Source organism: Nocardia terpenica, from assembly GCF_013186535.1.
Lineage (GTDB): Bacteria > Actinomycetota > Actinomycetes > Mycobacteriales > Mycobacteriaceae > Nocardia > Nocardia terpenica.
This window is the reverse complement of sequence record NZ_JABMCZ010000001.1, coordinates 1493984-1520073: the sequence shown is the minus strand read 5'-3', so window position 1 is coordinate 1520073 and position 26090 is coordinate 1493984. Positions and strand designations below refer to the sequence as shown.

The window sequence follows — 26090 nt, the reverse complement described above, 5'->3', positions numbered from 1 at the left end:
CAGCGGTCGGTCGCGAGAGACCGAGACCGGACGTCGATCGCCGTAGGCCCGCGTGAGCTCCTCCTCGCGCGGACCGGGCGATCCGACGAGGACGGCGATCTTCTCACCATGGTGTTCCCCGAAACGGATCCGATGCGACTACGCATCGCACGGGCGATGGCGGTGCTCGACTCCGCCGCGACCGTGGGCCTCACCGCCGCGCTGGCGGATACCGATCCGGAGGTGGTGCGTCACGCGCACGAGGAGCTCGGCGCTTACGGCCCGGTTGTTCATGAACAATTCACCAATCCCGTGCTCATCTCGGGCATCCTGCGGGAGATGCCCGACGACGAGCGCCGGGAGCTGCACACCCGCGCAGCAGATCTATTGCACCACAACGGCTTTCCGGCGTCGGCGGTCGCCTGGCAGCTCGTCGCCGCCGGAGACGCACGCAGCTCCTGGGCATCGCACGTGCTGGTGGAGGCCGCCGAGCTGGCGCTGGCCAACGACGAAATCGACAGTGCGGCACAGCGTCTGGAACTGGCCTACCGGGCGAGCCGACGGGCCAGCGGGCGGGCCGCCATCGCCACCCGGCTGGTGTCGATGGAGTGGCGGCTCAACCCCTCGCCGCGCACGCGCAACTTCGGCAGGCTCAAGGCCGCGCTCTACACCGGCCGGGTGCCGCACACCCAGCTGCCCGCGGCGGTGCTGCACATGCTGTGGCACGGCTTCGTGCAGCAGGCCGATCACGCGCTGGCGCGGCTGGACCGCGGCCCGGTCGGCGCGCTCACACTCGATCCGCGGCTGGATTTCCTGTGCGCCTGGCTGCGATACACCCACCCGACCCACGTGGAGCGGCACCGGCGGTTGTTCACGCCCCGCCCGCGCGCGGAGGGTTATCCGGCGGTCGACCGCGATTCGGCGCACCGCCAGTCCGCCGACCTGCTCGCCGCGGTCTCCGTCCAGCACCCCTCGGTGGACGTGGCCGCGGCGGCGCAGCGCATCCTCACCTCGCACCGGCTCGGCCCGACCACGGTGGAACCGCTGGTGGCCGCGGTCGACTGCCTGGTGCACACCGACCGGCTCGACACCGCCGATGCCTGGTGCGTGTCGCTGCTGGCCGAATCCGAGGCCCGGCACGCGCCCACCTGGCGGTCCATCTTCGCCGGGTTACGCGCGGAAACCCAACTGCGCCGCGGCAATCTGGCCGGTGCCATCGACAGCGCCATGCTGGCATTGAACCTGGTCCCGGCCGATCACCTCGGTGTCTGGGTGGGTCGGCCGATCGCGGTGCTGGTGCGCGCGCTGACCGCCCAGGGCAAGCACAGCGAGGCCGCCGCCCAGCTGCGCCGGCCGGTGCCGCGCGCCATGTTCGAATCCCGGTTCGCGCTGGCGTATCTGCAGGCGTCCGGGCAGCACTGCCTGGCCGTCGGGCGACCACAGGAGGCGCTGCGGCACTTCCGGCAGTGCGGAAATCTCATGCGGCAGTGGAACATGGATTTCGCCTGGCTGGTGCCGTGGCGCAATGATATGGCCGCCGCCTATCTCGACGCTGGTGAGGAGCGGCGAGCGCAGGCGCTGGCGACCATGCATCTGGAGTTGATCGGCGGGGCGAATCGGCACCGATCGGGCGGGGTGTCGCTGCGCCTGCTGGCGGCCACCGGCGATCCCCATCGGCGGGTGCTGCTGCTGCGCCGTGCGGTGGCGGTGGCCCGTGCCGCCGGTGACGACCTCGAATTGGCCACGGCGCTCAGCGAATTGGGCCGGGCGCACCGGACCATCGGTGACACCGACAAGGCGCGCCCGCTGCTGCGGGAGGCGACCAGGCTGGCCGAGTCGTGTGGGTCGGGTGCGCTGATCCGGCGGCTGCGCGGCGATCGGTCCGCGGCGCCGGCCGCCCCGGCGCCGCGGGTGCGACCGGCTCCCGACAGCATCGACGCGCTCAGCCCGGCCGAGCGCCGGGTCGCCGAACTGGCCGCGCTGGGGCGTCGCAATCGGGAGATCGCCGACACCCTCGCCATCACCACCAGCACGGTGGAGCAGCATCTGACCCGGGTCTACCGCAAGCTGTCGGTCGCCCGTCGCACCGAACTGCGGTTCATGCTGACCGCACGGGCGACGCCCGCCGAATCCGCGGTGGGGTGATCTCGGACCACCGCCACGCGGCGGTGCCGTAGCGGGTGTGACCGAGCACGAGCAGCCCGATCACACCCGTCCACACGGTCGAGGTGTCGAGCGCGATCGGTTCGCCGATCGCGTTCGTCTCGGCCGCCGGGCCGTACAGCAGCCAGCCGCCGACGGCCGTGACCGCCGCGCACACGGCTGTCCAGAGCCGAATCACGCGCTGCGGGAACGCGACCGCGATGAACGTCATGCCCAGCAGTTGGGCCGCCCAGCGCATCACCGGGGCGGCGATGCGCAATTCGGGGTCCAGTTCGGCGGGCAGCAGCACCGCCACGGCCGCCGCACCCGCCGCGCACACGATCAGCACACATCCCGCGCGATGCAGCGGCGCGGCCCCGGCCGACCAGGCCAGCGCGCCCGCGGCCGTGAGCGCGGCCAGCAGCGGCAATCCCGGCCCGCGCCACTGCCCGAACATCGCCGCGACCGGGAGGTAGACAAGCGTCGCCGCCCAGCACCACCCCAGCACCGCGCCACGACGTGCAGCCGACATCTCCATGCGACCACTGTGCGGGAACGACCGTGAGAAAACGATGAGGCGGTTCGTCGGCCGCACTCACCCCACGATCTGATGCCCCGCCTCCCGCAACACCGCGGCCGCCTCCTCCCGCCGCTCCTCCGGCACCAGCACCAGATCCGCGTGATAGGTGGACGCCACGAACACCGCAATCCCCGCCTCCCCCAACGGTTCCACCACCCCCTGTACATCCCGCCCGCGCCCCGCATCCCCGTAGAACCCCACCCACCGCTCCCCCTCGACCCACGCGGGCACCTCCCGTACCACGGTCAATCCCTCCGGCGCCCGCACCAACACAATCCACTCGTCATCCTCGGGAAACGTTGCCTCGGGAAAGTACTCGACCGCGAACTGGGACGGGACGACGTGGAGACGCTGGGTAGGAGTCACCGGGTCATAGTAGGAGCGGGCAGTGCAGCAGTAGTCATCCGTCAGGCGAGCAGTCCTGCGGACCGGGCCGCTTCAAACAGCTCCCCCGCCCGGTCACTAAACCCGGTGGCACGTTCGGGCCCCCGGTCGATGGACAGGATCACCTCGTCCGCACCGGCCTTCGCGGCGGCCGACAGGTCGTCCAAGACCTGATCGAGGTTGCCCTGGAACGGCATTCGGGTCGGCCCGGCCGGGGTGGATGACAGGTAGACGATCGCGACGAGGAGCAGGGATAGGGTGGCCGGGTCGCGGCCCTCGGCCTCGGCCAGGTCGGTGATGCGGCGGTGACCGGCGGCCAGGGTGTCGCCGGTGATGCCGACCGCCATCCAGCCGTCGCCCCGCTTCGCCACGCGCCGGAAGGCGGGTTCCGTCGCGCCGCCGAAGACGATCGGGATCGGGCCCGCCGGTTTCGGATTCACGGCCGCGTCGGTGATGTCGATCGTGCTGTCCCGATACGTCACCGGGTTCGGGCCCCACAGGGCGCGCAGCGCGTCGGCCATCTCGTCCGTCGCGCGCCGCCGCGTCGCGAAATCGACGCCGGCGGCGCGGTATTCGTCGGTGGACCACCCGGCGCCCAGGCCCGCCACCACGCGACCGCCGCCGGTGGCGACGTCGAGCGTCGCCAGGGCGCGGGCCAGGTGCAGGCCGCCGTGCAGCGGCGCGACCAGCACGCAGGTGCCCAGCCGGACGCGGTCGGTGTGCGCGGCGGCCAGGGTCAGCACGGTCAACGGGTCGGCGCAGTGTTCGTAGTACGGGTCCCACGGCAGCAGGCCCGGCACGCCGTACATGCCGTCGGCGGGCTGCGCCGGGAACAGCACCCGCTCGTAGGCCCACAGGCTGCTGTAGCCGATGTCCTCGGCGCGGCGGGCGATCGCGGCCAGGTCCCGGGCTCGGGCGGTGTCGGCTCCCTGGGGCAGTTGCAATCCGAGTTTCATCGAAGGCTCCGAATTCGGCGGTGTGGGAGGGATGTTCGGCGTCAGATCCGGCGGAAGAGCTCCGCCGCCCGTTCGCCGATCATGATCGAGGTCAGGTTCGTGTTCGCCCGCACGTGCGACGGCATGATCGACGCGTCGGCCACGTGCAGGCCCTCGACGCCGTGCACCGCGCCGTACTGGTCGACCACGGCGGCCGGGTCGGTGCTCGGCCCCATCTTCGCGGTGCCGACCGGGTGGTACGTGCTGTCCACGGTCTGCCGCGAGTACTCGCGCAACGCCTCCTCGGACTCCAGCGTGGATTCATCGATCAGCACGAACTTCTCGCCCAGCGCGCGGATCGCGGGCGCGTTCGCCAGCTCCCACGCCGTGCGCAGGCCGTCGGCGAACGTGCGGTAATCGTGCTCGTCGGACAGGTAGTTCAGGTCGATGCGCGGGCTGCGCCGCGGATCGGTGGACGCCAGCGTCACCCTGCCCCGTGCCCGGGGCCGCTGGTCGACCACCATCACACCGAAGATCCGGTCGCCGCCCGCGATGCTGCGCAGGTCGGGGAACTGCTGGGTGAGGTCGAAGCCGTTGACCATGTAGTAGTGCATGTCGTTCGGCTCGTCGGAGTCCTTCGCGGTGGCGCGGCACACGGTCTGCCCCACCGGCTCGCCGAAGTTCTCCGCGCCCGGCTTCGGCGTCATGAACACGCCGGTGCGCGGGTGATCGTTCAGGCCCGCGCCGACACCGGGCAGGTCCGATTCCACCGGCACGCCCAACTCGCGTAGGTCGTCGGCCGGGCCGATACCCGAGCGCAGCAATACCGTCGGTGTGCCGATTGTCCCGGTGGCCAGGATGATTCGCCGCGCCGTCAACTCCCGGGTGCTCGGGCCGTCGACCAGTTCCACGCCGTACGCGCGCCCGTCGCGGATGCACACCCGCCCGACGAGGGCGGTCGCGATGATGGTCAGGTTCTCCCGGTCGCGCGCCGCGGGCAGGTAGCCCATCGACGTGGACACGCGGGTCGTCGGGTCGCGCCGATTGGACGGCATCGCGCCCACGCCCGTGGCATCGGGATGGTTCTGGTCGTCCACCCACGGGAAGCCGTAGTCCTGGCACGCCTGCAGGAAGTGCCGCTGCACCGGTGACATCTCCCCGATCGGGAAGCGCCGGATCGGGATCGGGCCGCCCTTGCCGTGGAACTCGCCCCCGAAGTCGAGGTCGTCCTCCAGCATCCGGTAGTACGGCAGGACCTTCTCCCACGACCACTCCGGGTTGCCGCCCTCGGCCCACTCGTCGAAGTCGGCCGGGATGCCGCGCAACGCCACCGTGCCGCCCACCGCCGACGACCCGCCGACCACGCGCCCGCGCGGGAACCGGATGGCGCGCCCGGCGGCGGCGTGGGCCGAGAACTGCCAGTCGTGCTGGGACATCGACATGATGTTCGCGGTCAACAGGTCGTCCGGCATGTCCGGCACCGTCGGATAGTACGGGCCCGCGTCGACAAGCCCGACGCGTCTTCCGGGGTCCTCACTCAGCCGGACGGCCAGCGGCACACCCGCTGCCCCGGCTCCGATCACGAGGTCGTCGAAATCGAAAACTCTGGACATCACAAATCCCTACCCTGAGAAGAGCTTTGGCGACGCGGCCGGTTCCGGAAGCAGCGGCGTCAACGTTACGTGCGCCGCGGCGACGAACTATCTTCTCGATTGCCCTGTTGTGCGAAGGTCGCGCGTGTACGCTTTCGCTTGCTTGATGCAAGCAGTACGGTCGGTGCAGTGACACGACGAGAGCGGGTGGCGAGTTGGTCGAAATCGGCGAACTGTTGACCGAGGAGCGGGGGCGGACGGTGGGTCGCCGCGTGGTGGCCATCGAGGGCGGCGCGGTCAAGGTCGAGGTCACGTTCCGTGCGCGCGGCGTCCACAAGGGTGCCGCCTACGAGAACATCGGCACGTACTGGTCGGTCGCCCATCCTGGCGGTGCGCTCTACAGCGAATGGATGGGCGGCATGAAGACCGACCACGGCGCGGGCCTCGCGACGTGGCGCGGCTTCGGCGCCGGCCGGTTGGGCGAGGGCGATGTCCGCACCTACCGCGGTTCGATCATCACCGAGCATGCCACCGGCGAATTGGCGAGCCTCACAGGCGTTCTCGCCATTTTCGAGTTCTCCATCGACGACAACGGCGACATGCTGCGCCGGACATGGGAGTTGAGTTGACATGGCAGTGATAAGCGAAGCCGGCCTGAGCAGCCTCGTGCTGGGCAGTACCGACCCGAAACGACTGGGCGCCTGGTACCAGAGCGCCTTCGCCCCCGACGTGGAAATCGAAGACTCGGTCCTGAAACTGACCCAGGGCTTCCTCGTCTTCGAGGAACGCGACGACGTCGCACCCCAAGCCACCGAACCGGGCCGAATAATCATCAACATCCAAGTCCGAGAAATGTCCACCCTGGTCACCCACCTGAACACCCTGAAAGACCTGGAATGGGTCCGCCCGGTGGAAGACATCCCGGTAGGACAGATCGCCACCATCAAGGACGCGGACGGGAACTTCGTGAACATCCTTCAGCTGAACGAGTGAGCTGGGGGACGAGCTTGACGGAGGGTGCCACCAAGGGCTCTCCGTCAGGGCCGGACACGGGGGCGTTCGACCACGAGATTCGGGTGCTGGGCAAGTACGTTGAAATGCCGCAGCCCGGACCAGTTTCCGTGGTCGCCGACTATGACCAGTCGGCGTTTGGCGCGGGTGGCAGCGACATTGAGCAGGTTCGGACGCCCGGCCGCCCATCCGCGGGAACCGGATTGCTCGTCCGACGTTCCCAGCACGAGGATCACGACCTCGGCTTCCTTGCCCTGGGTCACATGAACCGTGCCGACCCGTTCCAGCCGGGTCGGCAGCAGGTTGGACAGCGTTTGCCGCAGTCCCCGTACGACGTCACGGAACGGACTGACCACGAAGACCGATTCGGTGAAGCGGCCCCGGAGTTCTTCGCGCCACAGCTCCTCATCCAGCGACCAGGGCGGTGGATCGTTGGATTGTCGTACTTCGCGGCGCATTCGCTGCTCGACCCGGTCGCGAATATCCAGCAGCAGGTCGCGGACACACCGGCCCTCCTCCGGATTCCACTTTCCCCCAGTGGGTCCGGCCGGCACGTCGATCCAGACGCTGGCATCGACCAAATCCGGTTCGGCCGGATCGGAGGCCCCGTAGACCATCATGTGGTCGTAGGCGATGGCGTTACTCACCTCGAACATGAGCCTGTCGCAGCGGCGATGCACGCGAAGCGGCGAACCCACCCACGTCCGCCCACCGCTCCCCGGTTCGGGCAGCCACGTGCCGTGGACGTTGAGCCGGTCGGCGATCTGCTGGACCGACGTGCTTCCCGGCGCCCACCCTCTGTCGACGCGGAAATGATCGGCCAGTTTGTACTGGCCCGCCATCGGAAGCGAGACAATCGGTTCCAGCTGGCGCGGATCGCCGACCACAACCGCCCGCTGTGTCCGCCACAGCGCGCCGACCGACGCCTGTGGCACCGCTTGGCCTGCCTCGTCGACGAACAGCCAGCCCAATGCCTCACGACCCAGGCCGGCGAACATCCGTGACAACGACGCGAACGTCGTGGACACCACCGGCACCACGAAGAACAGCATCTGCCAGGCCGCGAGCGCCTTCTCCGCCGGGAAACCCGCCGGAACCTCGCCGCGGACCACATCCATGACGGCGTTGAGGTTTCGGCGCATCAAGGCGGGCTCATTGGCGGACACCGCCCAGTGCAAGTCCAGGGCGGCCAGGAACAGTCGTGAACGGGCCGCGGCGAACTCCTCGTCCATCCACGGTGCGGACAGCTCGCGCCGCCGCATGGCGGCGACATCATCCGGCGCTGCCGTCCACTCCGATCCGGGTATCGCGATCGGCCAGCGCGCACGCGCCCGGGCGAGCAACTCGGCCTCGGCGCGCAACTCGTCTTCCCGTCGCGCGACAGCATCGGTGGCCGATCGCATGTCACGGTCGGCCTGCGCGATGTCGTTGTCGCAGCGACTCACTCGCTGCTCGCGGGCCGACAGGTCCGCCTTCGCTGCGTCTGCCTCTCCCGCGCGGTCACGTGACGTCCCTGCCAGCTCGGAGGCGTGTGCCTGGGCATCCTTGACCCACTGCGCGGCGGCTCGCGCCTCGCCGACCAGCTCCGCATTCTGGGCCTGCCACGCACTGTAGGCCCGCCACGATCGGAGGCGCCTCCACCAACCCGGTTTGGACGACTGATGGCCTTGCAGGGTGGCCGTGGCGGCGTCGCGTGCGGACTTCGCATCGTCCACGGCGTCGCTCGCGCGGCGGCAATCGTCGGCAGCGGCATCCGCCGCCACGCTGGCCTGCCGCGCGCATTCGGCGGCATTCGCCACGCTCATCATCAGGCCGGCGCGCTCGACCCGCAGCTTCCGCACGAGGTCGTCGCACCGCTGGACCTGCTTCTTCAGGCCCTCGAGCGTCTCATCCGATCCGCCGTGTCGCGTGTGCACGGCGAGCAGTTCGGTGCGCGTCCTTGCGAGTCGATCGACCTCCGTGCGCGCTTCTCGGAATCGGGCCACCGCCTCCGACCAGATCACCGGCTCACCGGCACCATCCTCCAACTCCCGCAGCAAGACATGCAGGCCGCAGGGAGCCTCGTCGGGTTCGGCTTCCTCGCCGGGCTTGCTTCCGTTGCGGGGACGGGCGGGATCGGTCCACCAGAAGGTATCGCTGAAATGCCTGCGGTTGCCCCGATTCCCGAGCACCGCCGCCACCGCGCCCCAACACGGAACCCCGGTGGCTAGCGTGGCGGGTCCCGAAAGATATTCGGCCCCTGGGAAAGTGGCCCGATCGATGGACTTCTCGGCCGGCACCTCGCGGGTGACGTTCTCCACCGCGCCGTTGTTGGCCGAGGCCACGACGATCTCGAATCCGGCAAGGTCCGGTCGCAGGGGATACAGCCGCCGGTTCCATCCGCTCTCGGTCGGCCATGTCAGCGGGGCACCCGCGAAGGCGTCGCGGGCGGACCCCAGCGTCGCCAGCCGTCCGGCGCGCTCCACCACGATCGCCGCGATCAGGTCACGCAGCATGGTCGTCTTGCCGGTGCCCGGCGGCCCGTTCACCGCGTACACCCCGCGCGCTTGCGGCGACATCAAGCGACCGACCGCGTCGTTGACCGCGAACTGCTGACTCGCCGCGAGCGGGCGATCCGGCGCCGCGGGCCAACGGCCGGCCGGCATGGCGCCCGGGGTCAATGCTGCCAGAACCATGTCCGGTCGTTCGCGAACATCCACCCGCCGCGCGACACCGATCTCGTCCTCGGCCCGCAGAAAGTCGCCCAACGCCACGCCGACATCGCCGCTCTCGGCCGCGTCGGCGACGAGTTTCAGATCATCGACATAGAAACTGTTCAGGATCTCGTTGGTGCTCGGCGGCTCGTCCGGTTTGACCTCGACGCACTTGACCCGGATGGAGTTCGGTTGCAGCGCCTCGGCGACGCCCAACTCCTCGGCGAGCCACCGAGTAATCGCGACCAAGTCGTCGACATCGAGTATCTTGCCCGGAGCGGCGGCGGGCGTGCCGGTGTCACCGGAGCCGGACGCGTCCCCCGCCTTACCGTCGCGGCGTCGTTCGATAGCCGACTTCGTCGCCTCCGCAGCATCTTTCGCGAACGCATCGCCGACCTTTTCGACGGCCTTCGCACCGGCCTGGCCGAGAGCCGGACTCGCGACCACGCCCAACACTGCCGGTATCGCCGTCAATCCACCGGTCGCGAGATCGATCGCGACCCGGGCGCCGGCCCCGGCGATGAGCCCCAGGGCACGACCCCTGCGCTCGGCCCGATCGGAAGAAGTCACCGGGACTTTGCCGGTCCCGATCCCGAGCGCCACCTTGCGGACGATGTCTTGGGCCGCATCGAAACCGTCCAGCCACTTCGTATCGTCCGGCCCCGGCGACAACGTCCGGCCCACCGCCCAACCACAACCCGATAGCGTGGCCGTGCCCGACAACAGCCGCCCCTTGTCATCCACCGCGAAGCTCAACAGCGCACTATCCCCCGTGCCCGAGCCCAACTCCCGCTCGGACTCGGTGAACTCGAACGCCCTCTCCAACACCGGCCGCACGTCGGCAATGGCGAACACCCCCGCATACACGGTGTGCCGCCAAACCCTGTCCCTCTTCGGTTTCCGCGCGTTCAGCCCCCCGGGCTCCCAGGGCAGTGGTCGGCCGCGCCGAACCTCGAACATCAGGTTGCGATGGTCGACCGCCTCCACCTTCGGCGGGCTGAAGTACTCGACGGCCCGCCAAAACCGCAGAATCCGCGCCTGCCGATCACGCTCACCCTGTTTCCGCCCCACCGAGCCCGTCCTCCCTCCAGACACGCAGCGCCGAGAACCCTACCGATCAGTGAGGCGCTCGTCACCATCGAGGCCCCGAAATACCGGACGGCAGCGCGGAATACGTGCCACCCGCTGTGGACGCGTCAACCGGCGTGAGGCGCGTGTACGCCCGCCTGCGGCACCATGGTAGGGGACCGGCAGCACGGCCGGGCCGGGTGGGAGAACCGGTATGGATCAGGCATGGGACAGCGGTCGGAAGCTGATCGTGGATGCAGTCGAACTGGCGTACAGCGCTGGCGGCGGACCGTATGAATGCATCGGGTGTGGATGTTCGATGATTCCGGTAGCACTGACATCGAAGCATGTTCTGCCGCATTTCCGGGCACACCCTGGACATCGACCCACATGCCACGCCGCGGGTGATCCTGTCCTGATCAAGAACGCAGGCCCACTGGAACCCGCGCGGTCCGAACGCCTCGGCGGAGTCAGTGTGCCGTACCAGCTGGTTCGACCGACCGCTCGCGAACAAGTCGATCCCAATTCGAGCGTGGAACCCGCTCAGCATTCCAGCCGTAGCAATGCCGATTCCGATGATTCCGACACCAGCCGGGGCTTGCGGGAGGCCACAGCCTCCACGATCCGACCGTTCTGCCGGACCTTCGTTCGCTATCCGAATAGTCGAACGATCCTGCGTATCAACATTCCTGATGTGGATGCGGAGCACTACCAATACGCATTCAAGCGGCTGGAATCCGACAAGATCGTGCAATACCCACACCTCCGGATCTTCTACGCACAGGTGGCATGGAGTACCGACCCGGTATTCACCGAAACAACCGCCGAGGTGTCGCTGTATGCCGGAGAGCGGGACTGCGAAGCGCGAGCACGGGTCGTTCGCTCATATCGAGTCGTCATCGACTGGTCCCAATGGGACCCAAAACTCCGTGCAGCACTTCGACTCGAGATCCGCGTCGCTCAGCAGGAGGCCCGCGAACAGGTGGGCACAACAGCCAAGAGCTGGCTGTTCTTCCTCGGCAAACAGGATCCGGTCGAACCCGCAACATTCCGGGTTGGCCATCACGCCGACTATGCGTTCCTCACTGCCCAAATCAGATATCCGGCCTCTCAGTCACCGAAACCGCCCACGCCCAGGCGGCCTGGCACCAGCCGCAGATACTTGCGGAACAACCCAACCCGCCGCCGGAAGTAAGGCCCCACGAACACGCACGGTTATGCAACAGCCAGGGCGGCAACGAATCTGGCCTTCTGACCGACCATGTTGATGCATACGCGACAACAGGTTGAGGCGTACGCATTAACAGTCAGGTGAGCCAGGCGACAATGCCGAGTACGACGCGCAGGACCACCAGCACCGCGGCGGCGATCAGAAGGAACTTGACGGTGTCGTCCTGCTCGGTGACGGTCGCGTCGAGTGTCTTGACTCTGCGCGGGGCTGTCTTCTGTGGGATCGGGCGCGGTCTCGGACCGGACAGCGATACCCTACCATTGTGAACGCAGTGCAATTTGCTGTATTGGCAAGTGGTGCAGCGTTTGTCGCGGGCGTGGCTGAGCTGGAACTGTTCCGTCGTAAGTATCACCGGAACCCGTGGCGCAGCCGGTACGAGATCCGTCGGGGGCGGTATCCGGAGCTCCAGACTGCCGGGTTCTACTGGGGTACCGTGTTGCTGCGCCTGCTGGTAGCCGGGGGTGGGGTAGCGGTGCTGACCCTGGTGAAGGTCGTGTCCTCGTATCACGACGCGGCGTGGGCCGGGGTATGCGCATCCCTCATCTTCACCCGCGCTTTCGCCTACAAAGACCTTGGCACTCAGCTACCTGGGCTCCAAACGCCACTCGACAGCACTGTTGAAGCCCGTGAGGAATCGGGGAGCCTCGAATGAGCGTATACGCCCGGTTTCATCGCCGCCTCACCGCACCCGTCGCCGTCGGGCATCCGGTGAACCGCCCAGTCACCTTCTTCGACAGGATCGCCGCCGCCGCTTCTCACCGACCGCTGCCCCTGTCGGCTGGTCCTCGACCAACCTATGCCGACCGATCCACTCGGACCATTGCCGCACCCGAACGTCGATCCGTCGAGAGCAACCCGCAGCTGCCACCGAACGAGCATGGCTCTGCTGATCCGGCCTCGGTATTCCGAGCACGAATCCCACCACAGCAACGATTTCGTCTCCGTTCCAACCTGGCGGGCGGCCTTGACGATGCCTACATGCTGGCGGGGGAACTGCTCAGCATCACCGATCACCTGCGGCTCTACTTGGTCAACTCGTCTCAGCCGAATCAGGAACCGTACGGAATCCTCGGCCGCTTCGAGCAGCGGCGCAGCAGAAGGGCACACGCACAGACGGTCACCGGATACGTCACCGACATCATTCGCATCGTCGAGCTCTTCTTCGGCAGCGACCTTTTCAGCTATGCACCGCCCGATGTGCTCGCCGCGTATCAGGAACTTGGCCTCGATCGCTTCCAAGCTTTGGATCGCATCAACGTCTTCGCTTCCGCTGGCGTTCGCGGCAGCCGAGAGGCGGTGGTGCAGCGCGCTCGCGACCTCCACCAGTGGAGCCGCCGCCTCTCCCACAGCCTGCAGGTGTTTTACGGCGTCTTGAACGATGTCAGGGGCGCAGATTTGCGCGGGGAAAACCTGGAGGGGATCGACCTCACCGGATTGCGTTGGTCGACCGCGACGCAGTGGCCACCGGAGTGGATCGAGTGGATCACGCACAGCTCGATCACGATCGATGACGACGTTTTCGAGATCGCCAGGGGCACCGGACGCGACCGCTCGGCGGTGGCTCACCCGGCACCGAGCTGAACGACCGTCAGGCTCACTACTCGAGCCTCCGCGAATTGAACAGGAAGCCAAAGCATCTCACCTGCACCCGACACATCGTGGTGGCTTCATCGCGTCAGTGGGAAGCTTGATTTACCACATTACGGCGCCTTCGTCGTTGAAGAACCCGCCGGACGGTCCGTCATCCCGGCAACAGCGCGAGTTGCACGACGGCAGCGGCACCTTGCTCGACAGTTACGGACGCCCGCACCACGGTTCATATCGGTCGCGGTGTAGCCGGGCGCAGCAGAATTGATTTTGACGTTGACGATCCGCGTCAGTGGTGATGTGCGCAGCAGCAGTTGTCGCGCGACTTCTCGTCCGATTCCCCGATTGGCGCCGGTGCCGAGAGCGACGCGGGCTCGATTCGCAGGCATCGCTTAGTGGCGCACCCAGGCTCGAGCCACATCACTGAGGTTCCACCACGAAACGTACTGCGGATCTTCCGATTCCAACTTCCACCCTGACGCTAGGGCATCGAAGAACGCATCATCGCCGGTCTTGCCGCCCTTGGGCTCGCCGATGAACACCAGGCGATCACCCCCGGTGCGTTCGAATTCGGCGAGCGCTGTCGATGCCATGTCGTTGCCCCAGCCGGGTGGCCAGCATAGGAGCAGTACGTGGTCGGATCGACCGCGGATTCGCTCGGCGAACGACATGAGATCGCCGACAGGATGCCAAGTATCGCGTTGTCCGGATGCGCCGGGGAACGAGACGTTCTCGGCGGCATCTGGTGGTTCGGAGTCGTAGGCGTCGACGGTCAGACCGGCGGCAGTCAACTGCGCCGCCCAATACCCGCGCCCGGCACCGATTTCGACCACGCTGCGGCCAGCGCAGAAATCCGTCATCCAGCTGATCGTCTCGGGCGACGGGATGGCGTAGGCGTAGACCGCCTGCAGAATCGTCTGCGCGAAACCCAGCCGCGCACTGCCCTGGAGGCGGCCACCGTCGACCACTCGACGGCTGTCACGTAGCGAGACCGATGGAGCAACGATGTCCCAGTAGGGGTTTCGGCTCTGTGCGTCGCCTCCGGTCATGTAGTTCACGAACCGGAGGTCGAATGCGGCGTCGGCCTGGTCGTCGCCGCTGCCGGGCAGCATCGCCGCGTCCAGGTAGTCGGCAACCTTCGGATACTCGCTGCGGAGGCGGTTCGGGTCGCCGAGCAGGGTGGCCAGTTGATCACGACGTTCGGGCGTCAGCGTCAGATCGGCCATGGCGTCGATTCTCCCTGAGCGAAGCAGGATTCGAGATCGCTCGTCGGGTTCGGCAAGCTGGGATCGGCGGCTGTTGGTTCGCTGGACTTTGTCGCTGACGTTGGTCCTGTTACGGTTGGTCTCGCGCAGGACGCGCGTTGTGACCGGAACGAAGGAGCTGATGAATATGGCCGTCACGGGCCGTGTTCGGCATGTCCTCGTCCGGTTCGTGCGCTGACGCATGACCGGATCGTTTCCCACGATCTGGAGTTTCCTTGTCTTCTGTTTCCCCGGTGACCGAGGTCGTCACCGAACGTCTTGTTCTGCGTCGCTGGACTCGCGCCGAGATCGACGCTGTGCTCGCGGGCCAGCGTCTGCCGCACTGGGCCGCCGACTTCCCGGCCGAGGGGGATCGGGTCGTTGCCGGTCTGATGTCGGATCATCCCGGCTGGCTGACCGGGTATGGTCATCGGCTGGTTGTCGAACGCGGCAGCGGGCTGATCGTCGGATCGATCGGCTTGTTCTGGCCGCCGAGTAATCGCGCACTCGAAATCGGTTACGGCATCGTGTCGTCTCGGCGTGGTCGCGGCTATGCGCCGGAGGCCGTGCGGGCGTTGTCCGAGTTCGCGTTCACCGCACCAGAGGTGCGTACGGTGTTCGCGAAGGTGGAACTGTCGAATCCCGCGTCGGTGCGGGTACTGGAGAAGTCCGGGTTCCAGCGACAGGCCACGTCCGCCGACGAGAATGTCATCGAACTGCGTATGACTCGCACCGAGGGCAACGACGCTCTGGTGAGCGGGCGACCCCGGCCGACGGCCTGATTCGTCTTCCCTTCGCTGTCGCGCGAGGTTGCCGCGGCGGCATTCACATGAATTCACACGAACACGAAGGAATTCTTCCTACGATGACAATTCGTCATACCTGGATCACGCGCGCGGAAATCAGCGCCGACATCCCCGTCATCCGTGAGATCGATCTGGCGGCGTTCGATACCGCACAAGAGGCCGATCTGGTCGAGGCATTGCGCACCGACCCGGCGTGGATCGACGGCCTGTCCCTCGTCGCCACCGACGACGACGGCACGCCTGTCGGGCATGCGCTGCTGACCCGCTGCCACATCGGTGATGTCCCGGCCCTGTGCCTGGGCCCGGTGGCCGTGTGGCCCGAACACCAGAACACCGGCGTCGGAGACGCCGCCGTGCGTGCGGCGCTGCGGGCCGCCACCGGCACCGGCGAACGCTTCGTCACCGTACTCGGACACCCGAGCTACTATCCGCGGTTCGGTTTCACCCGTGCCAGCACGCACGGAATCGGGATCACCATCGACGTCCCGGACGAGGCCCTGATGGCCCTCACCCTCGACGCCCGACACCCGCTGCCCTGCGGCACAATCCGATACGCCGCACCATTCGGCATATAACCGATCACCGTGTGGGGCCGCACGGCCCCACACGGTGCGGCACCACCGACATACTCACGCGAAACTCCATGTAGGAACCAACAACTCCGTCCAGCAACCCGGCGTACTCCTACCACAAGCTCCGACACCCCATCTCAAACAGCCTCTACAGCTTCGAAACACAGCCCGGCCCGGTATGGCTACCGGCGACACAGCACCCGGCACTCGCGAAAAACCTACTCGCTCAACGATAAGAGGAACCATCGACAAGAACGACCGCGCTTGATTCCTATGCCTCAAAGATTTTGATGCCTAGGGATCAAAACCGGCATCGTTGATTCCTGGGAATCATTGCTTGTTCGGATGGCGAACGGCTGCTGGCAGACTCCGCACAGCCACCAGACGACACCATGTGGGCTGCTGTTTGGGGCCGGGCCGTTGTCAACGGCACGCCAATACTGGATCCGGCACGGTTTGCGTGATCAGTGCCGCACTCAGTCGTCCGAGGACTGCGCCGCGACCGGCGGGTCCGTTCGCCGGAGGTGTTCGAGGACGAGGCTGCGGGCGGGTTCGATGTCGGCCAGGAGGCTGTGTCCGGCGCCAGGGACGATCACCGTATGGGCCCCGGCACGCCGCGCGGCCTCCGCAGCCGCCTGCGAATCGTGCACCTGGCTCGCTCCGGCCAGTGCGACGAGGGTCGGGACCGGCAGGCGCGTCAGCCCGTCCGGCAGGTGGGGATAGACGATCGGCGAGGCCGGGAAGTGCGCGGCTCCGTGAGCGAGCAGGTCGAGGTAGGCCTCCACGTGCGCCTGCCCGCTGCCGGGGGTGGTGCCCGGCGCCAGCATCGCGCGGGCGGCCTCGAATGTGGGGTGCGGGTCGCGGTTTCGGCCCAGCTCCTCGAATTCGGGGCTGAGCCCGGCGAAGACCAGGGGCGGGTCGAGCAGGACCAGCCGTCGCACCCGTTCGGGATGGGCGAGGGTGAACCGGAGCGCGAGGTGACCGCCCAGAGATTGGCCGCACAGGTCGGCCGTGGGTAGCCCGAGCAGGTCGAATGTTTCGGCCAGCCAGTCCACGAGATCGTCCATGCTGGTCAAGGCCGCGCCGGTGTGTCGACTACGGCCCGGCTCGCCCATGATGTCCACGGCCCGCACGCGATGCTCCTCGGCCAGTGAACCGACGACCGGATACCACATCCCGGAGGTGCCACTGTATCCGTGGAGCAGGACCAGCGGCTGTCCTGCGGACGGTCCGGCGGACGTGACCCGTGTCGTTCCGTATCGGCCCGCAAGATCTGCCGTCTCGACCGGTACGGGCCACTGTGCCAGCACCGCGTCGTAGGCCCCGAAATATGCGGCCTCCAGCTCAGGGGCGGCGAACGCGCTCATCGCATCTCCTTTTTCAAGTCAGCTGTATTATGTCAGGCGTATGGTGTCGGATGGAAGGGTTCGCGTGCCGAAACAGGTCGATCACCGAGAACGTCGCGAAACCATCGCGCGCGCCCTGTGGCGAGTGGTGGAACAACAAGGGTGGACCCGAGCGACGATGCGCGAGATCGCCCGCGAGGCGGATGCCTCCCTGGGGCAGGTCCAGCACTATTTCGGCTCCCGGACAGCGATGCTCGTATTCGCGATGGAATTCGCTGCCGAACAGACCGCACGGCGCGTCACCCGAAGCCTCGACCGTCTCGGCTCACCTCCACACCCCCGAGACGTACTGCGAGTGACGCTCATGGAGATGCTGCCCCTACACCCGGACGCCCGCGCCACCAGCCGGATGAGCGCCGCCTACACCCTCGAGGCGTTACACGACCCAGAGCTGCACGAACAGGCCCGCCTCGGACTCCACGACGGCAGAGCACTGACCGAACGCCTGATCAGGCAAGCGATCACCGAGGGCCACATCCCCGCAGACCGTGACCCGGCCATCGAGACGAACCTCCTGCTCGCGCTGACCGGCTTCACCCCGCTTCTCGACTTCGACGTCATCGATCCCGATGCCGCGCTGACCGCCATCGATTACTACCTCGACAGACTCTTCGACCGCACGCCGCAACATCGCGAGCAGTAGACGTTCATCGCATCGGTCGGTCGTGGTCTACCGCTACGCCATTGTCCGATCGCGGACTCGTTGTCCCACACCAGCACTCGCGACACGCTGAGGTTCCGCCGCTTTCACCGAGAGCTCGGACGTGGTCCTATCGGTCCCGGAAGGAGTACTCGATGTGCCGCAGGTAGCCGTCGATCGCGCGACGCACTTTGTGGGGCGGGTGGGGCTCGAACCCACGACCAGCGGATTATGAGTCCGCGGCTCTAACCGACTGAGCTACCGCCCCCGACCGCAGTGGATGGCTGCGGGTGTGGGGCGATGCTACCGGGTTGGGTGGGGATACGCCTACTCGGACCTCCGGTAGCGGATACTGTGTCGCTGGAGGGGACGGACGGGAGGTTGTGATGGCGAGTCTGTTGTCGAATGTTCTGCGGGGGCATCAGTGGGTGTACGAGAAGTCGGATGGGCTGGTGGGGCATCGGCTGCTGCTCGGGAATCCGACGTTGCTGTTGCGGACGGTGGGGCGGAAGACGGGGCAGGTGCGGACCAGTGCGCTGACCTACGGGCGGGACGGGGAGAGTTTTCTGGTGACGGCGTCGAACGGTGGGTCGCCGCGGCCGCCGGGGTGGCTGGCGAATGTGAAGGCGCGGCCGGAGTGTGAGATTCAGGTGGGGCGGCGGCGGATTCCGGTGACGGCGCGGGCCACCTACCCGGACGATGCGGACTACGCGCGGCGATTCGCGATGGTGGACAAGGTCAATCAGGGCCGGTACACGCAATATCAGAAGATGACCGATCGGCCGATCGCCGTCGTCGTGCTGACGCCGCGCGGCTGAGCCGGGCGGCGTCAGCGCCGAATCACACGGTGAGGATGGTCCGCCCCACCGCCGCGCGGGATTCGATGGCGGCGTGCGCTTCCGCCGCCCGATCCAGCGGAAAGGTCTGTCCCACCACCACTTCGAAGTCCCCGGCCGCGGCCGCCGCCAGCGCTTGGGCGCCGAGCGCGTGCCAGTCGATGCCGTCGGCCCGCGTGATATCCATCAGCGTGTGCACCGTAACGCCCGGCGCGGCAACGCTCTCCGCGTCGTCGTTGAAGAATCCGCCTGCCGCATTGCCGTATCCGAAGAAGCGCCCGCCCTCGACGACCGTCCCCAGCGCGTCCCGGCCGATCTTCCCGCCCGCGCCGTCGAACACCACGTGCACGCCCGCGCCGCCGGTCAGCTCCAGCACCTGGTCGGCCCAACCCGATTCGTCGTAGTCCACCACCGCGGTCGCGCCGAGCCGCTCGGCCAGCGCGAGTTTCGTCCCGCCCCGCGCCGCCGCGATCACCCGCGCCCCGGCCGCCCGCGCCAGCTGCACGAACAGCGTGCCCAGGCCACCCCCGGCGGCGGTGACCAGCACCCACTCCCCCGGCCGCACCGCCGCCTGCCCCAGCACCGCCAGCGCGGTGCCGCCGTCGTGGACCAGCGCCGCAGCCCGCACCAGGTCCAGCCCCTCCGGCACCTCGGCCAGCGCGTCCGCCTTCGCCGCCGCCCGCTCGGCATAACCGCCGACCGGTTGCCCGCCGCCGATCCCGCTGGCCGCGGTCTGCGTGGCGACCCGCCTGCCGACCCACGCCGGATCGACATCCGGCCCGACCGCCGACACCACACCGGCGACCGCCCCGCCCGGCACGTAGGGCACCCGGATCGCGAAGAAGTCCTGCCCCCACCCGGCGCGCAGCCTGGCGTCGAGGAACATCACATCGGCCGCGGCGACATCCACCACGACCTCGCCCGGACCCGCCACGGGATCGGGCGCCACGCCCGGCCGCAGCACCTCGGGCCCACCGAACGACTTCACTTCCACCACATGCATTTCCGACCACTCATTCCTGGGTTCCGATCGCTGGAACCCCAGCCTCCTACCTGAAGTAAAGTTCAGGTCAAGTCGGTGCGAAGTGGTCCCCGAGCAGAAAGTTCGCTACCCTCAGCAACGAGGGGAGTACTTCCCAAGAGCCACTCCGGTCAGTACGGCTTCCACCGACGGAATCCCCGGATGGCCACCCGCAATCGGGTGAAGGAGACCTCGGGTGCTTTGCTATACCCGAGGAGACCAGTGACCCCCCACGTTCTCGCATCCCCCGCCCTGCAGACGATCGGTTCGCCCTGGCTGTGGGCGGCGACCATCGCCGGCATCCTCGCGCTGCTCGCGCTCGACTTCGCCGTCACCCGGCGCCCGCACGAGGTGTCGATGCGCGAGGCGATCGGCTGGACGGTGTTCTACCTCGCGCTTCCGGTCGTCTTCGGCCTGGCGCTGTGGGCGGTCTACGGCGGCACGCCCGCGACCGAATTCTTCACCGGCTACGTGGTCGAGAAGTCGCTGTCGGTGGACAACCTGTTCGTGTTCATGCTGCTGCTGGCGGCCTTCGCGGTGCCCGCGGCGCTGGCGCAGCGGGTGCTGCTGTACGGCATCGTGGGCGCGCTGGTACTGCGCGGCGGGTTCATCGCGCTCGGGGCGGCCGCGCTGGCCGCGCTGGACTGGGCGTTTCTGCTGTTCGGCGCGATCCTGCTGGGCACCGCGGCGAAACTGCTGGTCGACGCCGCCGGCGGGCACGATCAGGAGGTCGACATCTCCTCGATGCGGTCGGTGCGGCTGCTGCGCAAGCTGATGCCGGTGACCGACGACTACCGCGGCCCCCGCATGACGGTCCGGGAGGCGGGCCGCCGGGCGCTGACCCCGCTGGCGCTGGTGGTGACCGCGGTGATGGCCACCGACGTGGTGTTCGCCGTCGACTCGGTGCCCGCGGTGTACGGCGTGACCGGCGACCCGTACCTGGTGTTCGCCACCAACGCGTTCGCCCTGCTCGGCCTGCGGGCCCTGTACTTCGTGCTGCAGGCGGCGCTGGCGCGGCTGGTGCACCTGGCCTACGGTCTGGCCGTCATCCTCGCCTTCATCGGCGTGAAGCTCGTGCTGCACTGGGCACACGGCATCTGGGGCGGCCTCCCCGAGATCCCCACCGTCGCCTCCCTCGGCGTCATCGTGGTGGTGCTGACCGTAGTCACCGTGACCAGCCTCCGCGCCACCCGCAACGACCCCGAGATCGGCTCGGCCACCGAGACTTCCACGCCGTAGTCGAACACTCAGATCCCGTCATCCGGCGAACACCCAGATCCCGTCATCCCCGCGAACACCCAGATCCCGTCATCCCCGCGAACACCCAGATCCCGTCATCCCGGCGTGCTTGTGGCCGGGATCAGATCAGCTTCACGCGGGCCGCGACGAAGCGGGCGAGGGCCGGGGCGAAGCGGTGGAAGTGGTACTGCAGGTGGGCTTCCGGGGTGACGGGGACGACGGCGCGGTCGTTCTGCACGGCGCGGACGATCTGCGCGGCGACCTTGTCCGGCCCGTAGTGGCGCTTGCGGTAGAGGTCGTCGTAGCGGGCCTGCTTGCGCGCCTCCTCCTCCGCGGAGACGCCGGAGAATCGGGTGGTGGCAACGATATTGGTGTGCACGATGCCCGGGCAGACGGTGTGCACGCCGATTCCCTTGCCCGCCAGCTCGGCCCGCAGGCAGTCGGAGAACATGAAGACCGCAGACTTGCTGGTGGAGTAGGCGCTGAACCCGCGCTGCGGCGTATAGGCGGCCATACTCGACAGATTCACGATGTGCCCGCCGAGGCCGCGCTCGGCCATGGCCGCGCCGAAGGTGCGGCAGCCGTTGATCACACCGCCCAGATTCACCCGCAGCACCCGATCGAAATCGCGCGCGGACGTCTCGAAAAAGTCGCCCGCCTGGCCGATTCCGGCATTGTTGACCAGGATGTCGGGCACCCCGTGCGCGGCGACGACCGCGGCCGCGTGCTCGGCCATCGCCGCCTCGTCACCGACATCGACGCTGTAGGCGTGCGCGACACCGCCTGCGGCCGAGACGAGTTCGGCGGTCTCCTTCGCCGCGTCCAGATTGATGTCCGACAGCACGATCTCGGCCCCGTGCCGCGCGAAGGCCAGCGCGGTCTCGCGCCCGATGCCGCTGCCGCCGCCGGTGATCACCACCAGCTGATCGTCGAAACGACCGCGCGCACGACCGGCCTCGGCCCGCCGCAGCCCGCGCGGCGCCGGGCCGCCGTCCAGGGCGTCGACGAGTTCGGCTGTGGCCGTGGCCAACAGCTCCGGATGCGAGAACGGCAGCCAGTGCCCGCCCGCGACCTCCCGCCGCCATAGCCGCGGCGCCCACCGCTGGGTGTCGGCGTATCCGGCGGGCCGCACCGCCACGTCGCGGCGGGCGATGATCAGCTGCACCGGCACCTCGGTGCGGCGTTCGCGCGGACCCAGCAGGCGCGGCAGGATATTCGCGCGATAGATCCGCATCCCGTCGAAGAAGTCCTCGCGAAAAGCCGGGCCCAGTGTCACGTTCGCGGCGTCGGTCTCGTTCATCAGCCCGACGAACCGCCGCCACACCCGCTCCGCCGACAGCGGCCGCAGCAGCACCCGCGGCAGCCCGGGCGTCATGAACAGGAACGTGTAGGTCGACGACAGCAGCTGCGTGAACGGACCCCACGCCGCGCCGCGAGACAGCTTGGCGCGCATCCACGTTCCGAGATGATCGAGGTTCGGTCCCGACACCGAGGTGAACGACGCGATACGGTCCTGCGCGCCCGGCTCACACACCGCCTCCCACATTTCCACCGATCCCCAGTCGTGCGCGAGCACGTGCACCGGCCGGTCCGGGCTGACCGCCGCGGCCACGGCGAAGAAGTCGGCCGCGAACCGGTCCAGCCGGTAGTCCGCGGTGCGGGTGGTGCGCGTGGAGCGGCCGTGCCCGCGGGTGTCGTAGGCGACGACGTGAAAGCGCCCGGCCAGCAGCGGAATCACCCGGTCCCACAGGTGATGATCGTCGGGCCAGCCGTGCACCAGGACCACGGTGGGGGCGGCCGCATCGCCGTATTCGTAGACGGCGAGGTCGAATCCGTCACTGCGGACGGTGCGTTCGGCGTCGGGAGTCGGTTCGGTCACGAGGGTCTCCAATTCGTCCGTAGCGGTGCGCGACTCACAGGTCGATCACCAAACGTTCACCGTCACAGCGGGATACACAGATCAACATGTCACCGTCGGCCCGCTCGTCCGGGGTCAGCACGGTGTCGCGGTGGTCGACCGGGCCGTCGAGCACCCGCACCCGGCAGGTGCGGCAGAAGCCCTGGCGGCACGAATACGCGGCGTCCGGGCGGACTTTCAGCACCTCCTGGAGCGCCGAGCGATCCGCGGGCACCGCGATCACCTCGCCGGTGCGGGCCAGCTCGATCTCGAACGGCTTGCCGTCCACCACCGGCGGGGCCGAGAACCGTTCGGAATGCAGCTCCACGCCCGGCATGTCGCGCACGGCCGCCGCGATGACGGCGGTCATCGGGACCGGGCCGCAGCAGTACAGGGCGGTGTCGGGGCCGACGCCCGGCAGCAGATCCGCGGCGGCGGGCAGGCCGTGCCGGTCGTCGGTGCGCACCGTGACGCGATGGCCGAAACCCTCCACCTCGTCCAGGAACGGGATGGTGTCGCGGCTGCGGCCGGTGTACACCATGGACCAGTCGACGCCGAGGCGGTGCGCCATCCGGATCATCGGCAGAATCGGCGTGATGCCGATGCCACCGGCCACGAAATGCACCCGGGCCGCCTCGGATCCGTAGCCCGGCAGCACGAAGGGGAACGCGTTGCGCGGGCCGCGCACCACCACCCGGCTGCCGGGAAGCAGGGTGTCGTGGACCTCCACGGAGCCGCCGAGTCCGTCCGGAATGCGCCGCACCGCAATGCGATAGCCGCGGCGGTCGGCGGGATCGCCGCACAGCGAATACTGCCGCAGCAGCCCGGACGGCAGCTCCAGATCCAGGTGCGCGCCGGGCCACCAGACCGGGAGTTCCCGCCCGTCCGGCGCGACGAGCAGCAGGCTGATCACATCGGTGTCGTGCGCCTCGACCCGTCGCTCGGCGACCGTCAGCGCCAGCCGGTGATCGTCCACCCGGCCCGCGGGCTCGCGCCGATTGATCAGCGTGCTCCAGCGCAACCGGGTCTCGGCGACCGCGTCGAAGACCCGAATGGCCCTGTCGCGCCGCCGCTTTCCGTACAGATCCGCTGGCACCTCGGCCGGCGCGGGTCGACGGACGGTCACGAGGCCAGCGCTCGCGCCGCGGGCGACTTGGCCAGATAGGCCACCGCCTGCGCCGTCGAGCCGACGGACTCGGGCGTGTAGCCGGGCTGCGCGACCGAGACCGCGCTCCACAGCAGCGACGGCACACCCGGCAGCGCGCCCCGCCACATGGCGCCGAACACCCGCAGCAGCAGCCGCGGATAGCCCAGGTCGGGCAGCGAAGGATCCTGACGCACAAGATATTTGGTGCCGCGCACCACCAGCGACAGGAAGATCGGGAACACCAGCAGCATGAGCGCGCAGCGGCGCACGTAGCCGATGCCGAAGTAGGCGGCGACATCGTGGGCGACGTGGCGGTGCTCCACCTCCTCCGCGCCGTGCCAGCGGAACAGGTCCGCCATGTTCGGGTCGGCGCCGAATTGCTCCAGATCGGCATTGAGCACCCAGTCGCCGAGGAAGGCGAAGAAATGCTCCAGGGTCGCGATGAAGCCGAGCCGTTCGACCAGGGTCTGGAATTCCGCGCGGGCGTCCTGGCCTTCGCGCGGGCCGAGGGTTTTGCGGAACAGGTATTCCATCTGCTCCACATACGGCCGGACCTCGATACCGTGCGCGGACAACACCTCGTCGAGCACCCCGTTGTGGGTTTCGGCGTGCATCGACTCCTGGCCGATGAATCCGAGCATCTGCTCGCGCAGCCTGTCGTCCTTGACCAGGGGCATGGCCTCGGAGAACGCCTGACAGAACATCCGCTCGCCCTCGGGCAGCAGCAGGTTCAGGGCATTGATCAGATGCGAGGCGATCGGCTCGGCGGGCATCCAGTGCAGCGGCGTGTCCCGCCAGTCGAAGCGCACGTTGCGGGCGTGCAGAGCTACCTCGCCCGGATCGATCGTCGCGCGGCGCGTCCGAAAGGGAAGTAACTTCATCGGTACTCCTGGTCTCGTCGTCCCTGCCCGGACGGGCGGTTTCTTCGTGAGCGTAGCAATATTCTACCCGTAACTGCTACCTGGAGTTACACCTAGAAGCACCTATTGTGGACGAACGTCCGGATTCCCCGTGCTCAGCGCTTGGTCAGCGGCCTGGTCGTCGCCTTTCCGTCGGCATCGATGGTCGTGGCCTTGGTGAAGACGTTCCCCGGCTGCACCGGCTCGGACAGCACGACATGGACCTGCTTGGTGACGAAGTGCCCGGCGGCGCAGTTCGGGTCGCAGGTGTTGTCGTGCTCGACGCCGTCACCCTCGGCCTTGTCCGTACCCCAGGACCGCCAGCGGATCTGCTCGACCCGCATGCCCAGATCCGCGCACGCGAGGATCAGCGTGGGCGGGCGCACGGCGGGCTGATCGAAGGAACAGTCGATAACTTCGGGACGGGAGTCGGCGGCCACCGGCGTCGGCGAGCCGGAGGAGCCACAGGCCCCCGCCCCCGCGCTCGCGACGAGAACCCCCACCATCGCGCAGATCGATCGCAATCCGCGCACCATTCGATCATTTGTCATGCGCATACCTTCGTCCCGGTCGCCGTCCGCCGACACCGATTTTCGGGCAGGGTAACGCACGATCGGACGAATTGTGCGATGGCACACGGATGAAGCCGCCGATCCAAATACGATCGTGCAATGAATTCCGGAACACCGGACGGCGCAACGCAAGTCGACGGGCGCCTCGGTTATCTACTGGTGCGCTCCGCAATGCGGGTGCGCCAGCGCTATTTGAGTCAGTTATCCACACTGGGCCTGCTGCCGAATCAGCACGTCATTCTCGCCACGCTGCACGAGCTCGGGCCCTGTCATCAGAAGGAGCTCGCAACCCGGATCGGTTTGGACACCGGCGATCTCGTCACCTATCTCGACGGCCTGCATACCGCGGGCGCGATCGAGCGGACCCGCGACCCGAAGGACCGCCGCCGTCAGATCGTGTCGCTGACGCCGGAGGGACGCACCACCCTCGAGACCGCCGATCGTGCCCTCGACATCCTGGAGGGCGTCACCTTCGGCTGCTTCTCCGCAACCGAAAGAGCCCTCCTGGGAGAACATTTGGCCAGACTGTATCGCTCTCTGTCCACTTGATCCGACGAGTTCACCTGCGGCGCAAGCCCACCGGCCCGCACCATCCGCGCACGCGGGCCG

General features: G+C 68.1%; 24 protein-coding genes and 1 tRNA gene. 12 read left to right on the top strand and 13 right to left on the bottom strand.

Annotated features, from left to right (window positions below):
* Nucleotides 1–108: 108 nt before the first annotated feature.
* Entirely contained in the window at nt 109–2124 is a 2016-nt protein-coding gene (locus tag HPY32_RS07165) for a LuxR C-terminal-related transcriptional regulator (protein WP_171982737.1), read from the top strand.
* Here HPY32_RS07165 and HPY32_RS07160 read toward each other — a convergent pair.
* The 4 genes from HPY32_RS07160 to HPY32_RS07145 are packed head-to-tail and all read right to left on the bottom strand — an operon-like array spanning nt 2078 to nt 5633.
* Complete coding sequence (locus HPY32_RS07160; protein WP_156674616.1) at nt 2078–2659, bottom strand: hypothetical protein; 582 nt, start codon at nt 2657–2659, stop codon at nt 2078–2080. The two genes, HPY32_RS07165 and HPY32_RS07160, sit on opposite strands and share 47 nt — an antisense overlap.
* A 57-nt stretch (nt 2660–2716) precedes the next feature.
* The gene (locus HPY32_RS45605) at nt 2717–3067 is read right to left on the bottom strand and encodes an ACT domain-containing protein (protein WP_171982736.1); all 351 of its coding nucleotides are present in this window, start codon (nt 3065–3067) and stop codon (nt 2717–2719) included.
* A gap of 41 nt (nt 3068–3108) precedes the next feature.
* The gene (locus HPY32_RS07150; protein WP_067592238.1) at nt 3109–4041 is read right to left on the bottom strand and encodes a TIGR03619 family F420-dependent LLM class oxidoreductase; all 933 of its coding nucleotides are present in this window, start codon (nt 4039–4041) and stop codon (nt 3109–3111) included.
* Nucleotides 4042–4082: 41 nt separating this feature from the next.
* Nucleotides 4083–5633, bottom strand: coding sequence for a GMC family oxidoreductase (locus HPY32_RS07145; RefSeq protein WP_067592241.1), 1551 nt, complete (start codon nt 5631–5633; stop codon nt 4083–4085).
* Between the two features lie 215 nt (nt 5634–5848).
* On the opposite strand from HPY32_RS07145, the gene HPY32_RS07140 reads away from it, so the two are divergent.
* Nucleotides 5849–6241 (top strand): hypothetical protein, encoded by a 393-nt coding sequence (locus HPY32_RS07140; RefSeq protein ID WP_171982735.1) that lies wholly within the window; start codon nt 5849–5851, stop codon nt 6239–6241.
* A gap of 1 nt (nt 6242) precedes the next feature.
* On the top strand, nt 6243–6605 hold the full coding sequence (locus tag HPY32_RS07135; protein ID WP_067592250.1) for a VOC family protein: 363 nt from the start codon (nt 6243–6245) through the stop codon (nt 6603–6605).
* Nucleotides 6606–6649: 44 nt separating this feature from the next.
* Here HPY32_RS07135 and HPY32_RS46080 read toward each other — a convergent pair whose 3' ends face one another.
* The gene (locus HPY32_RS46080) at nt 6650–10387 is read right to left on the bottom strand and encodes a DEAD/DEAH box helicase (RefSeq protein WP_067592254.1); all 3738 of its coding nucleotides are present in this window, start codon (nt 10385–10387) and stop codon (nt 6650–6652) included.
* A 211-nt stretch (nt 10388–10598) separates the two neighbouring features.
* Here HPY32_RS46080 and HPY32_RS07125 point away from each other — a divergent pair, with 211 nt between their 5' ends.
* From HPY32_RS07125 to HPY32_RS07115, 3 genes are all read left to right on the top strand, one after another.
* Nucleotides 10599–11579, top strand: a complete 981-nt coding sequence (locus HPY32_RS07125; RefSeq protein ID WP_156674620.1) for a hypothetical protein — start codon at nt 10599–10601, stop codon at nt 11577–11579.
* 298 nt (nt 11580–11877) lie between these two features.
* Nucleotides 11878–12267, top strand: coding sequence for a hypothetical protein (locus HPY32_RS07120; protein WP_156674621.1), 390 nt, complete (start codon nt 11878–11880; stop codon nt 12265–12267).
* Nucleotides 12264–13196: a hypothetical protein gene (locus HPY32_RS07115; protein WP_156674622.1), complete on the top strand. Its 933-nt coding sequence runs from the start codon at nt 12264–12266 to the stop codon at nt 13194–13196. Before HPY32_RS07120 ends, HPY32_RS07115 begins: the two co-directional genes overlap by 4 nt.
* Before the next feature lie 398 nt (nt 13197–13594).
* Here the strand turns inward: HPY32_RS07115 and HPY32_RS07110 are convergent, their stop codons facing one another.
* Complete coding sequence (locus tag HPY32_RS07110) at nt 13595–14428, bottom strand: hypothetical protein (RefSeq protein WP_067592276.1); 834 nt, start codon at nt 14426–14428, stop codon at nt 13595–13597.
* 272 nt (nt 14429–14700) lie between these two features.
* Here HPY32_RS07110 and HPY32_RS07105 point away from each other — a divergent pair, with 272 nt between their 5' ends.
* On the top strand, nt 14701–15228 hold the full coding sequence (locus HPY32_RS07105) for a GNAT family N-acetyltransferase (RefSeq protein WP_197696580.1): 528 nt from the start codon (nt 14701–14703) through the stop codon (nt 15226–15228).
* An 83-nt stretch (nt 15229–15311) separates the two neighbouring features.
* On the top strand, nt 15312–15827 hold the full coding sequence (locus HPY32_RS07100; RefSeq protein WP_156674623.1) for a GNAT family N-acetyltransferase: 516 nt from the start codon (nt 15312–15314) through the stop codon (nt 15825–15827).
* A 473-nt stretch (nt 15828–16300) separates the two neighbouring features.
* Here HPY32_RS07100 and HPY32_RS07095 read toward each other — a convergent pair whose 3' ends face one another.
* Nucleotides 16301–17191, bottom strand: a complete 891-nt coding sequence (locus HPY32_RS07095; protein ID WP_067592286.1) for an alpha/beta fold hydrolase — start codon at nt 17189–17191, stop codon at nt 16301–16303.
* Nucleotides 17192–17255: 64 nt separating this feature from the next.
* Here HPY32_RS07095 and HPY32_RS07090 point away from each other — a divergent pair, with 64 nt between their 5' ends.
* Nucleotides 17256–17873, top strand: coding sequence for a TetR/AcrR family transcriptional regulator (locus HPY32_RS07090; RefSeq protein WP_067592289.1), 618 nt, complete (start codon nt 17256–17258; stop codon nt 17871–17873).
* Nucleotides 17874–18064: 191 nt separating this feature from the next.
* Here HPY32_RS07090 and HPY32_RS07085 read toward each other — a convergent pair.
* Nucleotides 18065–18138: transfer RNA gene (locus tag HPY32_RS07085), tRNA-Ile, on the bottom strand.
* A 118-nt stretch (nt 18139–18256) separates the two neighbouring features.
* Between HPY32_RS07085 and HPY32_RS07080 the strand changes: the two genes are divergently transcribed.
* Nucleotides 18257–18688, top strand: a complete 432-nt coding sequence (locus HPY32_RS07080; RefSeq protein WP_067592292.1) for a nitroreductase/quinone reductase family protein — start codon at nt 18257–18259, stop codon at nt 18686–18688.
* A gap of 22 nt (nt 18689–18710) precedes the next feature.
* Here the strand turns inward: HPY32_RS07080 and HPY32_RS07075 are convergent, their stop codons facing one another.
* A complete protein-coding gene (locus tag HPY32_RS07075) occupies nt 18711–19709 on the bottom strand; it encodes a zinc-binding dehydrogenase (protein WP_067592294.1) in 999 nt (332 codons plus the stop codon).
* 240 nt (nt 19710–19949) lie between these two features.
* Between HPY32_RS07075 and HPY32_RS07070 the strand changes: the two genes are divergently transcribed.
* The gene (locus tag HPY32_RS07070; protein ID WP_067592297.1) at nt 19950–20966 is read left to right on the top strand and encodes a TerC/Alx family metal homeostasis membrane protein; all 1017 of its coding nucleotides are present in this window, start codon (nt 19950–19952) and stop codon (nt 20964–20966) included.
* Nucleotides 20967–21087: 121 nt separating this feature from the next.
* On the opposite strand, the gene HPY32_RS07065 is transcribed toward HPY32_RS07070, so the two are convergent.
* From HPY32_RS07065 to HPY32_RS07050, 4 genes are all read right to left on the bottom strand, one after another.
* A complete protein-coding gene (locus HPY32_RS07065) occupies nt 21088–22845 on the bottom strand; it encodes an SDR family oxidoreductase (RefSeq protein ID WP_082871913.1) in 1758 nt (585 codons plus the stop codon).
* Between the two features lie 34 nt (nt 22846–22879).
* A complete protein-coding gene (locus HPY32_RS07060; RefSeq protein WP_067592301.1) occupies nt 22880–23989 on the bottom strand; it encodes a PDR/VanB family oxidoreductase in 1110 nt (369 codons plus the stop codon).
* Nucleotides 23986–24891 (bottom strand): metal-dependent hydrolase, encoded by a 906-nt coding sequence (locus tag HPY32_RS07055; protein WP_067592303.1) that lies wholly within the window; start codon nt 24889–24891, stop codon nt 23986–23988. Before HPY32_RS07055 ends, HPY32_RS07060 begins: the two co-directional genes overlap by 4 nt.
* Nucleotides 24892–25025: 134 nt before the next feature.
* Nucleotides 25026–25460, bottom strand: coding sequence for a hypothetical protein (locus HPY32_RS07050; protein ID WP_156674624.1), 435 nt, complete (start codon nt 25458–25460; stop codon nt 25026–25028).
* A 120-nt stretch (nt 25461–25580) separates the two neighbouring features.
* Between HPY32_RS07050 and HPY32_RS07045 the strand changes: the two genes are divergently transcribed.
* Nucleotides 25581–26030 (top strand): MarR family winged helix-turn-helix transcriptional regulator, encoded by a 450-nt coding sequence (locus HPY32_RS07045; RefSeq protein WP_067592307.1) that lies wholly within the window; start codon nt 25581–25583, stop codon nt 26028–26030.
* The last annotated feature ends 60 nt before the right edge of the window (nt 26031–26090 follow it).